Annotated in this window: 9 protein-coding genes; 7 read left to right on the top strand and 2 right to left on the bottom strand. The window is 62.4% G+C overall.

What is annotated here, in order from left to right:
• Nucleotide 1: 1 nt before the first annotated feature.
• The 3 genes from JM946_RS03125 (at nucleotide 2) to JM946_RS03115 (ending at nucleotide 3,811) form a co-directional block, all read left to right on the top strand.
• Nucleotides 2-1,363 (top strand): amino acid permease, encoded by a 1,362-nt coding sequence (locus JM946_RS03125; RefSeq protein WP_203165676.1) that lies wholly within the window; start codon nucleotides 2-4, stop codon nucleotides 1,361-1,363.
• A 103-nt stretch (nucleotides 1,364-1,466) separates the two neighbouring features.
• Nucleotides 1,467-3,149, top strand: a complete 1,683-nt coding sequence (locus tag JM946_RS03120; RefSeq protein WP_203165675.1) for a GMC oxidoreductase — start codon at nucleotides 1,467-1,469, stop codon at nucleotides 3,147-3,149.
• A 41-nt stretch (nucleotides 3,150-3,190) separates the two neighbouring features.
• Entirely contained in the window at nucleotides 3,191-3,811 is a 621-nt protein-coding gene (locus JM946_RS03115; protein WP_203165674.1) for a gluconate 2-dehydrogenase subunit 3 family protein, read from the top strand.
• A gap of 6 nt (nucleotides 3,812-3,817) precedes the next feature.
• Here the strand turns inward: JM946_RS03115 and JM946_RS03110 are convergent, their stop codons facing one another.
• The gene (locus JM946_RS03110; protein ID WP_203165673.1) at nucleotides 3,818-4,759 is read right to left on the bottom strand and encodes a lysylphosphatidylglycerol synthase transmembrane domain-containing protein; all 942 of its coding nucleotides are present in this window, start codon (nucleotides 4,757-4,759) and stop codon (nucleotides 3,818-3,820) included.
• A 495-nt stretch (nucleotides 4,760-5,254) separates the two neighbouring features.
• On the opposite strand from JM946_RS03110, the gene JM946_RS03105 reads away from it, so the two are divergent.
• Together JM946_RS03105 and JM946_RS03100 are read left to right on the top strand one after the other, a co-directional pair.
• A complete protein-coding gene (locus tag JM946_RS03105) occupies nucleotides 5,255-8,215 on the top strand; it encodes a TonB-dependent receptor (protein WP_203165672.1) in 2,961 nt (986 codons plus the stop codon).
• Nucleotides 8,216-8,363: 148 nt separating this feature from the next.
• The gene (locus tag JM946_RS03100; protein ID WP_203165671.1) at nucleotides 8,364-9,905 is read left to right on the top strand and encodes an ATP-dependent DNA ligase; all 1,542 of its coding nucleotides are present in this window, start codon (nucleotides 8,364-8,366) and stop codon (nucleotides 9,903-9,905) included.
• Here the strand turns inward: JM946_RS03100 and JM946_RS03095 are convergent.
• Complete coding sequence (locus JM946_RS03095; protein WP_203165670.1) at nucleotides 9,897-11,222, bottom strand: DUF418 domain-containing protein; 1,326 nt, start codon at nucleotides 11,220-11,222, stop codon at nucleotides 9,897-9,899. The two genes, JM946_RS03100 and JM946_RS03095, sit on opposite strands and share 9 nt — an antisense overlap.
• Nucleotides 11,223-11,303: 81 nt before the next feature.
• Here JM946_RS03095 and JM946_RS03090 point away from each other — a divergent pair, with 81 nt between their 5' ends.
• On the top strand, nucleotides 11,304-12,212 hold the full coding sequence (locus JM946_RS03090; protein WP_203165669.1) for a dienelactone hydrolase family protein: 909 nt from the start codon (nucleotides 11,304-11,306) through the stop codon (nucleotides 12,210-12,212).
• An 82-nt stretch (nucleotides 12,213-12,294) separates the two neighbouring features.
• Nucleotides 12,295-12,897, top strand: coding sequence for a rhomboid family intramembrane serine protease (locus JM946_RS03085; protein WP_203165668.1), 603 nt, complete (start codon nucleotides 12,295-12,297; stop codon nucleotides 12,895-12,897).
• Nucleotides 12,898-12,920: the final 23 nt, after the last annotated feature.

Genomic DNA, 12,920 nt, shown 5'->3' with positions numbered 1-12,920 from the left:
CATGAGCACGCTCCAGTCGCCGCGTCGTCAAATGGGCTTCTGGATGTGTCTCGCACTGGTGGTCGGCAACACCGTCGGCTCCGGTGTTTATTTATTGCCCGCGTCGCTCGGGCCCTACGGCCTCAACAGCGTGTTCGGCTGGCTCGTTACGTCAGGCGGCGCGATCGCGTTGGCCGTCGTGTTCGCGCGCCTGGCGAAGCTGTTTCCGCAAGCAGGCGGTCCCTACGTTTATGCGCGCGTCGCATTCGGCGAAGGCGTCGGGTTCTTCATGGCGTGGGGCTACTGGATGGGCATCTGGGTGGGCAATGCCGCCATCGCCATCGCGACCGTTGCTTATCTGGCCGAGCTGATTCCCTGGATCAAACACACGCGTGGCGGGCCGGCTCTGGCTTCGTGCGCGATCATTTGGGTGCTGACCTATGTGAACTGGCGTGGCACTCGCCAGTCCGGCGGACTGCAAATCGTCACGACGGTGCTGAAGCTGCTGCCGCTCGCCGCCATCATCCTGCTCGGCGTGTGGTTGCTGATCACGGCGGACGTATCAGTGATCGAGTTGCAGCCGACGCCGTTTTCGCTGGCTTCGGTGAATGCCTCGGCGATTCTCACATTGTGGGCATTCCTGGGCCTGGAGTCCGCCACCGTGCCGGCCGGCAGCGTAGAAAACCCCCAGCGGAACATACCGCTCGCAACCTTGTGGGGCACGCTGATGGTGGCGGGCATCTACATTCTGGCCTGCTCCGTGGTCGTGCTGTTGATCCCCGGCTCGCAACTGGCAAGTTCGAGCGCGCCATTCGCCGATGTCATGCGAATGTTCTGGGGCGACGGCGTGGCCGGTACGTTGGCGTTATTTGCTTTTATCAGCGGCTTCGGCGCGCTCAACGGCTGGATTCTGTTGCAGGGGGAAATGCCTCGGGTGCTGGCCAACGAGGGGGTGTTTCCCAAGATTTTCGCGCGGGAATCCCGGCACGGCACGCCCGGCATGTCGCTGCTGATCACCAGCGGCCTGCTCACCCTGCTGGTGTTGATGAATTACAGCCGCTCCATGGTCCAGGTGTTCACATTCATCATTCTGGTGGCCACCTCGACCTATCTGGTCATGTACCTGTGCTGCGCCGTGGCCGCGCTCAAGCTGTGCTGGGGCGGGGTGTTGGGCGAGGCGGGCCGGCGTTTGTCGCTATTCTTGCTCGTGGCGATGCTTGCGGCGCTGTATTCGCTGTGGACCCTGTTCGGCGCCGGCGCCGAAGCTTTCTGGTGGAGCATGGCCCTGTTCGCCGCCGGTTTGCCGGTTTACTGGCCCATGAAATGGGCCCTGAATCGGGCAAGCAAACGCGCCGCGCCGCCCGCTACCCGGCCGAGCTCCTGAAAAACTCATTGCGGCAATGCGTGGTGGTAGCGAATGCAACCGGTTACACTCCGGCAACTAGCCATAGATCGACCGCCGGAGCGGCGGCGCGAGAGGGGGTTGGATGAACCAGAACACTTACGACGCCATTGTGGTAGGTACCGGTATCAGCGGCGGTTGGGCCGCCAAGGAGCTGACCGAAAAGGGCCTCAAGACCCTGGTGCTCGACCGGGGCCGCATGGTCAAGCACGGCGAGTACCCGACAGCCACCAAGCAGATGTGGGAGTTCCCGTATGCGGGGCGCGCCACCGCCGAAGAGCTCGAGCGCCAGGAGACAGCCGCGCGCACCGGTTACGCCATCACCCAGGCCACCAAGCATTGGTTCGTCGACGACACCGAGTTCCCCTATACCGAGGTGAATCGCTTCGACTGGATTCGGGGCTATCACGTCGGCGGCCGTTCCATCATGTGGGGTCGGCAGAGCTATCGCTGGAGCCCGATGGATTTCGAGGCCAACGCCAAGGATGGAATCGCGGTGGACTGGCCGATCCGTTACGAGGATCTCGCGCCCTGGTACGACCATGTCGAGAATTTCATCGGCGTCAGCGGCCAGAACGAAGGTTTCGCGCAGTTGCCCGACGGCAAGTTCCTGCCGCCCATGGAGATGAACTGCGTCGAGAAACATTTCAAACAGGCGGTGGCGGACAAGCTGGGACGGCAGATGACCATCGGCCGGGTCGCGCACCTGACTGCGCCGCTGGCTCACAGCCCGCAGCGAGGCACCTGTCAGTACCGGAACATGTGTATCCGCGGCTGCCCGTTCGGCGCCTACTTCAGCAGCAACTCGAGCACGCTGCCGGCTGCCGAGAAGACCGGCAACATGACGTTGCGGCCCAACTCCATCGTTTACGAGATCATCTACGACGACAAGCAGCAGCGTGCCACCGGCGTGCGCGTGATGGACGCCGAAACGCGCCAGACCACCGACTATTTTGCCAAAGTGATCTTCCTGTGCGCCTCGACCTTCGGCACCACGCACATCCTGTTGAGCTCCACCTCCAGCCGCTTCCCGAACGGCTTCGGCAACGATAGCGGCGAGCTCGGCTGCAACATCATGGACCACCAGCTGGACGTCGGCGCGCGCGCCATGGTCGACGGCTTCGAGGACAAGTACTACACGGGTCGGCGCCCGAACGGTATCTACATTCCGCGTTATAGGAACGTTGGCAAGGACAAGCGCGATTACCTGCGCGGATTCGGTTACCAAGGCGGCGCGTCTCGCGGCGGCTGGACGGGACTGATGCTCGATGAGACGCTCGGCAAAGATCTGAAGGAGCGCGCCGCGCAGCCGGGCCCCTGGTACATGGGCATCGGCGGCTTCGGCGAGATCCTGCCTTATCACGAGAATCGCGTGACCCTGGATCGCTCGCGCAAGGACAAGTTCGGCATGCCGGTGCTGTCGTTCGACGCCACGCTCAAACAAAACGAGCTGGCGATGCGCAAGGACATGGCGAACGACGCGGCCGAAATGCTCGAAGCGGCCGGCTATCGCAACGTGCGTACTTACGATCGTCCGACGGGCGTCGGCCTGGGCATCCACGAGATGGGCACGGCGCGCATGGGCCGCGATCCCAAGACATCCGTGCTGGACAAGCACAACCGGATGCACGCCTGCAAGAACGTCTACATCACCGATGGCTCGTGCATGACGTCGGCCGCGTGCCAGAACCCGTCGCTGACTTACATGGCTCTGACCGCGCGTGCCGCGAATCACGCGGTGGAAGAGCTCAAGCGGATGAACATCTGAGGTCGCTGCCCATGAAGTCTGAAACAACAGTGGGATCGGACATGAGCATGAACCGTCGCCAGGTGTTGCAGCGAGTCGCCTATCTCATGGGCGGCGTCGTATCTGCGCCCGCGGTGCTCGGCGTTCTGAATGGCTGCTCGCCCAAACCGCAGGAAGCGTCGTGGCAGCCGGTGTTTCTCACCAAAGAGCAGGCCGCGGTCGTGGCCGACATCGCGGAGATCATCATCCCGCGCACTGACACACCCGGCGCCAAAGACGTCGGCGTGGCGTCGTTCATCGACACCATGCTCAAGGATGTCTACACGCAAGCGGATCGCGATCGCTTCGTCACCGGTTTGCAGGCCTTCGAAGACGCGGCTCGCAAGGAGTATGGCAAGGGCTTCGTGGAACTGAACAACGGCCAGCAAACCGAGCTGGTGCAGAAGTTCAACAACGAAGCGGTTGCGACCGAGCTGGCCTACGATCCGCGCCCGAAAGATTTGCAGCGGCCGTTCTTCCTCATGACCAAGGAGCTGACCTTGCTCGGCTTCTTCTGTTCGGAGCCCGGCGCCACTCAGGTCCTGCAGCATGTCGCCATCCCCGGCAAGTACGAGGCCTGCGTGCCGCTCGCTCAGGCCGGCAATGGCAAGGCGTGGGCACAGGAAGTGATGGGTCGCTTCTGATTCAGACTATCCACGGCGCAGCAGCCGGCGGCGCAAAAAGCCGCTGGCGCTGGTCGATTCGAACATCAGGAACAAGCTCAGCGCTACCAGCAGCGGCAATATCTCATAGACCGCGCGATAGGCGAGCACGGCGCCGAGCAGCTTGCCAGGCGGCACTTGCGGCAGCATCAGCAACAGCGCCGCTTCCAGCACGCCGAGGCCGGCGGGTACGTTGCTGAGTTGTCCGGCGACGAAGGCGATACAGTAGATCGCGATAAAGGCCGGCCAGCTCATGCCCAGCTCCTCCGGCATGAACACATAAAGAATTCCCGTCATCAGCGAGATTTGCAGCAGGCCCACGCCCAGCTGAATCGACGCGTCCCGCAACGTGGGCACCGGGATTGGCTGGCCACGCACCACCAGCGGTTCCTTGCGACGAATGACGAACGTCAGCCAGCCGATATCTTTGGCCAGTCCGATCGCACCCAACAGCAACACCATGCCGGTGGACAAACGCAGCGCCTGCGCGGCGGTTTCGGCATTGAGCAAAAGCGACAGGTCGATCAGCCAGCCGACGCTGAAGAAATAAGGCATGGCGGCGATCACGATCACTGTCGCCACTTCGCGCGCCGATAAACCCGCGGCCGCATACATGCGATATCTCAACGCCCCGCCGCTCACCAGCGCGAGGCCGATCGCACGACCGATGGGATTGGCGATGATCGCCGTTCTGAAAGCGACCAGGGGCATGGTTCGCCCGCTCGCCATGCGCACGGCGATGCCTTCGTAGATTCCCACCAACGCATATACGCCGGCACTGAACAGCAGCCCGAGCATGACCGTGCCCGCGGGCAATGCCAGCAGCTGTTGCTTCACATCCTGGAAATCGATGCTCTGCAGCCGGTCGGTCAGCACCCAGACCGCCAGACCGAGCATCGTGATCCACAACAGCGGAGCCCATTTTTTCATGCGTGTGCAAACGAGGACCAAGGTCCTCGATCATCTCAAATCCGCCGTTTCGCGCCCCGATCACAACCCGATGCAACAGACCGGAGTTCCCGACGCTGTCGCCAATCCGCCGCCACGACCTCCAGCAACGCCAAACGCCGCGCTATCACCCCATGCGCTGTGCGCCAGACCTGAGTTCCCAGCAACTGTCGCGAATCCGCCGCGACAACCACCATCGCCTACACATCGCCGCGTTATCCCACTGTGCGCTGTGCGCTTCCGCACAGCGCTCGCCCGATTGTATGACCGCCGCTGTCAACACTAATTAGCCAATGAACATCAGAGACTTAAGAGACGAGAACAAACTTCCTAATTCCCGACATTGACAACGATAGACATACGGTTCCAATATCCGGCGCGACGGTCGCAGGGATGCCTGGCCACCGTCGGGGGAATCACACAAGGGTCATCGGCCCATATCAGTTCGCAGGTTCGATCGCATTTGGGGGTAAAAACATGCGAAACCGTCAGCACTATTCACGCGCCCTGGCAGTTACCGCCGCGTCCTTGAGCGGTTTCAGCTGGGCCAACGTCAACGCGCAGACCGAGGAAACGGGCGTGGTGGAGGAGGTGGTTGTCACCGGCTTCCGCGCCTCGCTGGCCACCGCGTTGGAAACCAAACGCGAAGCGAATCAGATCGTCGAGTCGGTGGCCGCCGAGGACATCGGCAAGTTCCCCGATCAGAACGTGGCGGAAGCCTTGCAGCGCCTGAGCGGCGTGCAGATCGATCGCTCCAACGGCCAGGGCACCAAGGTGCGCATTCGCGGCCTGGACCAGAACGTCACGTTGCTCAACAACGATATCTTTCTGACCGGCCTCGAGCTGTATACGCAGGGCGAAGGCAATTTCCGCGAGACCGATTCGCTGGAAGGCATCCCGTCCGAGTTGCTCGGCGGCATCGACGTTTACAAGTCGCCGAACGCCGCGCAGCTCGAAGGCGGATTGGGCGGCATCGTCAATTTGAAAACCCGCAGTCCGTTCTCGCTCGGCGAGGGCACCAATATCGCCGGCAATCTGCGCTATGCCGATGCCGGCGAGGGCTGGGAGCCGCTGGGCGCGGTGGTGGCGAGCCATAAATTCAACGAACGGCTGGCCGTGCTGGCCTCGGTGTCCTACGACAAGCAGGTGTTCCAGACCGACGTGCTCGGCGGACAGAATCGCGGCGGATGGAAATTCAGCGATCGGCTCGACCGCGACGACGTGGAGCAGGATTACTTTGCACCCGAGTATCGCTACACCACCGATCGTGACGAAGAGCGCGAGCGCCTGGGTGCTTCGATCTCGGTGGCGTTCCGGCCCACCGATTCGCTCGAGATCGAAGGCATGTGGTTCCACTCGAATCTGGACATCCTCACCCAGGAAGCATCGCTGAAGTTTCCGTTCTCGCTGGAATCGCCCGGCATCGACATCACGCAGCCTTTTGCGATCGACCCCAACGGCGTGTTACTCAATGGCACGTTCACGGCCAACTCGGCCGAGGCGATTTCGTTCGTCAAGAACACCGAGATCAACTCGGACAATTTCCAGCTGGGCATGAAATGGGACAACGGCGGCGCGGTGCGCGTCAGCGGCTCGGCGGCCTATTCGAAAGCCGATCAGAAGAGCGGCAGCGCCAACAACGACGTGCGCTACACCCAGTACGGCGTACGTGCGCTCGATGGCGGTCCGGGCTTTGCGCCCAACGCCGGCGCGCCCGCCAACTATCAGTTCCGTTACGACAACAACGGCGGCGAGCTGCCGACCTTCACCCTGGTCGGCAATCAGGATCTGTTCACCAATCCAAACAACGCCTTTTTCAAGTCGCACTGGGCGTTCGCCGATAACACCGACGCGGAAAACTGGTCGGTGCGCGCCGACCTGCAGTGGGATCCGGCATTCTTCAGCTCCAGGAATGTGACTTTCAGCGGCGGTGTGCGCGGCGCCAAGCGCGAGATCGATTACGAGTTCGGCCGTTACCTAGCCGACTATCACGGCAGCAGCGATCTGGACGGCATCGACTACGGCGCGAACTGGACCAACTTCGGTTACTTCCAGGACGGCGCCATCGGCCCGAAGGCGTGCGATTCGCTGGACGCGGGCGGAGCGCCCTTGGGAACGCCAGGCCGGCCGAACTGCTCGGTCGGCAGCCGCTTCGGCGACGCGCCGGCGTTGATCCTGCCGTATCAAACCATGGTCGGCTCGCCGGGGCGCGTGGAGCGCATCAACGGATTCTGGAGCTCGGGCAACGCCGGCACCAGCAGCGTGCTGGTGCAGAATCGCGGCCAGATGAACAACGCGCTGGCGTGGATCCAGTCTTTGTATCCGGACACGCCGTTCACGTTCTTCCCCTCGCCGTTGGAAACATTCAACGTCGAGGAGGAAACCACTTCGGCTTATCTGATGGCCGATATCGGCGCGCCGGATGACGGATATCACATCAACTTCGGCGCGCGCGTGATGCGCACCGAGCTGGCGGTCGCGCAGAACGCAGCGCTGCCCAACCCGACGTACTGGGGCACGGACAGCTGGAACGGCGTGCTGCGCGACTACGAAACCAACGTGGTCGATCGCAGCTACACCGACGTTTTGCCGAGCGCCAACATCGTGCTGGACGTGGCCGAAGGTCACAAAGTGCGCGTGTCGGCGGCGAAGGTGGTGGCGCGCCAGGACCTGTTCCTGCTGGGACGCGGCTTCGAAACCAACTTCACGCGCAACCCGGTGACCGATCTGTTCGAGTTCACCAACGGCAGCTCGGGCAATCCGGAGCTCGAGCCGTATCGCGCCAAGCAGTTCGACCTGGGCTACGAATATTACTTCGGCAGGCAGGGCCTGGCGGCGGTGACCGCGTTCCGCAAGAGCGTGGATTCGTTCATCACGGTGGTGACCGAATCCGTATTCGTGCCGGATCAGGCCGGGGGCCGCTTCGGGCCGGTGCAGCGGCCGATCAACGGCGCGGGCGGCACCATCGAAGGCTTCGAGCTCGCGGGCCAGTACGCGTTCGATTTCGGCGGCGGCTTCAACCTCAACTACACCTATTCCGATTCGGAATCGCCGTTCAGCAACGATATCGACAGCGGCCTGCCCATCCCGGGCGTCGCCAAGCATGCCTATAACGCGCAGCTCTATTACGAGAACTTCGGCTTCGAAGCGCGTCTGTCCTATACCTGGCGCGACGAATCGTTCGACGGCAACTTCCAGTTCTCCGACGGCGGCGGGACGCGCACCTACGGCGTCTGGAATCGCGACTATGGCCAGCTCGATGCGCAGCTCGGCTACCAGGTCACGGACAGCATCGGCTTGACGCTGGAGGCGATCAACCTGACCGAAGAGGATCAGAGCCAGTACATGCAATACGAGAACCTGCCGTTCGCTTTCGAGTCCGGCTCTCGCCGGATTCTGCTGGGCGTGCGCGGAACGTTCGGCGGCGCGACGCGGTAAGTCGCAACCGCGATCGGTTCGCAGGAGAGGGCGCCTCCCGCTCATCCTGCACTTGGCACGGCACAAGGATTGCGCCGTGCCTTTTTATTTGCCGCCGTCTATCCTCGGCGGATTGCAACTTTGATTCGCGTCATCGCGTTACGCCCGCATGACCTTGCTCGCGACCATCGTCGAAACATCCTCCAGGGTTGCGGCCACGTCGGCGCGATTGGCCAAAGTGCGCGAACTGGCCGCGTGCTTGCGGCAATTCCAACCCGACGAGATCGTCGTCGGCGTCGCTTATCTTTCGGGCGACACGCCGCAAGGCAAGTTCGGCATCGGTTACGCGGTGTTGAAAAGCGCGACCGCGGAATCGGCCGGCGAGGCGGTGTTAACTGTGCTGGACGTCGATCGGCGATTGACCGAGATCGCCAGCATTCGCGGCGCCGGTTCGACAACGCGTCGCGCCGAAGCGCTGAAGGAATTGTTCTCACGTGCTACCGAAGCCGAGCAGCATTTCCTGATCCGATTGTTGATCGGCGAGCTGCGTCAGGGCGCGCTGGCAGGCGTGATGGTCGATGCAATCGCCGCCGCGGCGCAGTTATCGGTCGACAAGGTGCGCCGAGCTGCGATGTATGCGAAGAGCCTGGGCGCCGTCGCTCATGCTGCGTTGGTTGAAGGTGAAAGCGCGCTGGCGAATTTTCAACTCGAGCTGCTCTCGCCGGTGGCGCCGATGCTGGCGCAAACGGCGGCGGATGTCGGCGAAGCGTTGGAACAGCTGGGTGAAGACGCGGTCTTCGAATGGAAGATGGACGGCGCACGCATTCAAGTGCACAAGAGTGGCGACTCCGTTCACATCTACACGCGAAGTCTCAACGATGTGACTGCAGCCGTTCCCGAGATCGCCGCCACGGTCAGAGAGTTGCCTGCCAGGGAAGTGATCCTGGATGGCGAGGCCATCGCGTTCACTGCCGCGGGTCGGCCGCATCCATTTCAGATCACGATGCGTCGCTTCGGAAGGAAACTCGATGTTGCCAAGCTGCAGGCGGAGCTGCCGATGCGCGCGTATTTCTTCGACTGCCTTCGACTCGGCGACGAGAGCCTGGCCGACCGGCCGACGCGTGATCGTTACGAAGCACTGGCGCGCGCAGTGCCTGCGGAATTGATCATCCCTCGCTTGGTCACAGCCTCGGAACAAGAGGCGAGCGCGTTCTATGACGCCGCGATTGCCGCCGGTCACGAAGGCATCATGGCGAAATCATTGTCCGCGCCTTACGAGGCCGGCAACCGGGGCGCGAGTTGGCTCAAGATCAAACGTGCTCACACGCTGGACCTGGTGGTGCTTGCCGCCGAGTGGGGGCACGGTCGGCGCACCGGCAAACTCTCCAATCTGCATCTCGGTGCGCTCGATCCGGCGACCGGCGAATACGTCATGTTGGGCAAGACGTTCAAGGGTTTGACCGACGCCATGCTCGAATGGCAGACCAAAGAATTTCTGGCGCGCGAAACGCATCGTGACGATTGGACGGTGTATGTGCGGCCCGAGCTGGTGGTGGAGATTGCGTTCAGCGATTTACAGGCAAGCCCGCGATATCCCGGCGGACTGGCGCTGCGACTCGCGCGAGTCAAACGCTATCGTGACGACAAGCGTCTCCAAGACGCGGACACTATGGAATCGGTGCGCAAGATATTCGAAGCGCAGTCAGGCTGATGCAGTGGCGCGCGCCGCCGTTGAACCGCGTCGGAACGGCTGCCACTGACAGTAAGTGAGCGAGCGCCATATCCATTCGGCCGGCCCATAACGGAAATGCCGCACCCATATGGGGCTCCACGCCAGCTGCACCACCCAGATCGCGAGCACTACATAGTACAGCTCGTGGCGCGCGAGCTGTCCGTACCAGGCCAGGCCGGCGCCGGTGAAAATAAACAAACAAAACAGACTCTGCGTCAGATAGTTGGTCAACGCCAATTGCCCGACCGAGGCGAGTACACGCGAAGCACCGGAAAACCATTGCGCGCGACACAGCAGCGCGATGGCCCCGAGATGTCCCAAGGTCATGGGGATGCGGCCCAGATCGTAAGTGATAAAAGTGCGCAGCATGGTGTCGGGCGAGAACTGCCCGGCCTCGATCTGTCGCAACTCGATCGTGTTGATCGTCAAGCCGATGGCATAGCCGACGACCATCATGGCGCCGTACACACGCGTCGGACTTCTTCCCGACAGCACGCCGGATTTCAGCAACGCCATGCCCAGCAACATCATGCCGAGGCATTCGACCAGGCCGTGGCGGAAGAAAAACTCGCTCTGCATGTACCAGGTGTCGCTGCTCAGCACGGCAAAGGCCGACAGATAGCTGGCGCGTACGTTGGCGACGCTTGCTTCGAGATTCTCGCGCGCAGGCCGAAGCTCGTTCTGCACGACTTCGAGCGCATCGAGTGCTTCCTGATCTCCGTCGGTCAGCGGCAGCCCCGCGGCCTGCCGTGCGCTGGCGGCCGCAGCCAGCGATTGCACTTCACGATAATCGTTCCATTCGGAGACCGTAATCATGGTTTGCAGCGTCATGAGCGCGGCCGCCAACAACAGCAACTGTCGCGGCGCGAGGTTGCGGAACACGAACAGAAACAAGCCGGCAACGCCGTAATAGAGCAGCACGTCACCGCTCCACAACAGCACGTAGCCGTTGATCAGGCCGAACACCATCAGCCACAGCGTGCGGCGGAAATACAAATCGGCGGGGCGCAAATCGGCAGTGCGCGCGGCATGTCGCGACAGGAATAACAGGGCGCTGGCGCCAAACAGCAGCGTGAACAGGCCACGCATGGTGCCTTCGAACAGCAGCGTCATGATCCGCCATACGGTGAGGTCGGCCGACGACTCCAATCCCCACACCAGGGGATTGTCATAGGCATACGGCAGTCCGAAACCCGTGATGTTCATCATCAGGATGCCGAGCACGGCGATGCCGCGGATCGAATCGAGCATGCCGATGCGATCGTCGACGGTCGTCGGGGCGAGTTCGGAGGACATAGCGTGGTCGGCCGAGTCTGCGCCGACTCGCCGCCACTGTCATCAACCAGCAAGCGCGATTCAGCGGTTAAACTAGCGCGTATGGAAGCAGGTTCTCGTACGTGGAAGGTGGAGTTGCACGCCATCCCTTCCACCACGCTCACCGATCGTCAGTTCCTGACTGGCCAGCGCGAAGCGCAGCCGGTGACGCTCACGGCCGCCCTGCGCCTGCCGCCCGGCGCGGCCAGGGTGCCGGCAGTGATCCTGATGCACGGCTCGGGAGGCGCTTCCGGCTATGTCGATGAATGGGCTCGCTTCCTGACCGATCGCGGTGTGGCCAGCTTGATGCTCGACTGCTTTACCGGCCGCGGCATCGACACCACGTTTGCGAATCAGGAACAGCTGGGACGGCTCGCCATGATCGTCGACGCGTATCGCGCCTTCGACGTACTGTCCGGTCATGCGCGAATCGATGCCAATCGCGTGGTCTTGATGGGCTTTTCGCGTGGCGGCCAGGCTGCGTTGTATGCAGCGGTGCGCCGGTTCCAGGACATGCACGGACCCAAGCGGGGTGGTTTTGCCGGCTACCTGTCCTTCTATCCCGCTTGTCACATCCGCTATCGGAGCGACGAACAGCTGGTCGAGCGCCCGATCCAGGTGCTGCACGGGGCCGCCGACGATCTGAATCCCATCGGACCCTGCCGTGAGTTCGTGGCCCGCGCCCGCCAGGCAGGCGCGAACATCGAGTTGCACGAATTCGCCGGCGCCCGGCACGTGTTCGACTGGCCGCTGCTGTCGCAGGCGGTGGTGTTACAGGGAGTGCGCTCCCATAACGGCCCGTCACTGAGCGAACGTGAGGACGGCGTCATCGTGCTCGACGGCGCCGACCTCGATGCGGGCGACGCCGGTGAACGATTCGCGATGAATCCCACCCTGGGGTACGACGCCGACGCGTTCGCCGCTTCCCGTCGCCGGGTCGCCGAATTCATCAAGCAGGTTTTGCACGTTTGAGCCGCGCCCGGGCTGGACGAATCCGGCACAATGGCGCGGCTTTGCCCTGTCCGCCAGAAACGATTCCGCAGGAAACAATCACGTGAGTTTGTCGCTGTCCGCCGCGCTGATCATTTTCGTCGTCACCATCGCCACCAGCCTGGTCGGCCTGTTCGGCAATCCCAAGCTCGTCGAACGTTGCGTGTTCCGGCCCTATTGGTTCCTGCGCCGCCGGCAGTACGACACCGTCGTGCTCAGCACCCTGGTGCACGGCGACCTGGTGCACCTGCTATTCAACATGATGACTTTCTTTTTCTTCGGTTTCCTGCTGGAGCGCGCGGTCGGCTCGATCCATTTTCTGGCGTTGTATGTGGCCGGCATGCTGATCAGTCATGCCGGCACTTATTTCAAGCACAAGAACAATCCCGAGTACTCCACCCTGGGCGCCTCCGGCGCCATCTCGGCCATCCTGTTCGCCTCGATCGTGTTCTTCCCCGATCAGAAGCTGATCATTTTTCCAATTCCGCTGCCCATTCCGGCGCCGTTGTTCGCCATCGGTTATCTGGCCTACACATGGTACGCCGCTAAAAATGCGCGCGGACGTATCAACCACGACGCGCACTTGGGAGGCGCGATCACCGGCTTGGTATACGTCGCTCTGGTCGCGCCCAGTGCCTACAGCTACTTCTTCGCCAACCTGTTTTGATTCCCGCACTGTTTTCTGCGGCC

Source organism: Steroidobacter gossypii (assembly GCF_016801985.1).
Classification (GTDB): Bacteria; Pseudomonadota; Gammaproteobacteria; order Steroidobacterales; family Steroidobacteraceae; genus Steroidobacter; species Steroidobacter gossypii.
The sequence above is the reverse complement of the archived record's forward strand: the minus strand, read 5'-3'. Positions and strand labels throughout refer to the sequence as shown.

Excerpts from the sequence above, each read along its gene's own strand:
- JM946_RS03125 (WP_203165676.1), top strand. The coding sequence starts at position 2 with ATGAGCACGCTCCAGTCGCCGCGTCGTCAAATGGGCTTCTGGATGTGT.
- JM946_RS03120 (WP_203165675.1), top strand. The coding sequence starts at position 1,467 with ATGAACCAGAACACTTACGACGCCATTGTGGTAGGTACCGGTATCAGC.
- JM946_RS03115 (WP_203165674.1), top strand. The coding sequence starts at position 3,191 with ATGAGCATGAACCGTCGCCAGGTGTTGCAGCGAGTCGCCTATCTCATG.
- JM946_RS03110 (WP_203165673.1), bottom strand. The coding sequence starts at position 4,759 with ATGAAAAAATGGGCTCCGCTGTTGTGGATCACGATGCTCGGTCTGGCG.
- JM946_RS03105 (WP_203165672.1), top strand. The coding sequence starts at position 5,255 with ATGCGAAACCGTCAGCACTATTCACGCGCCCTGGCAGTTACCGCCGCG.
- JM946_RS03100 (WP_203165671.1), top strand. The coding sequence starts at position 8,364 with ATGACCTTGCTCGCGACCATCGTCGAAACATCCTCCAGGGTTGCGGCC.
- JM946_RS03095 (WP_203165670.1), bottom strand. The coding sequence starts at position 11,222 with ATGTCCTCCGAACTCGCCCCGACGACCGTCGACGATCGCATCGGCATG.
- JM946_RS03090 (WP_203165669.1), top strand. The coding sequence starts at position 11,304 with ATGGAAGCAGGTTCTCGTACGTGGAAGGTGGAGTTGCACGCCATCCCT.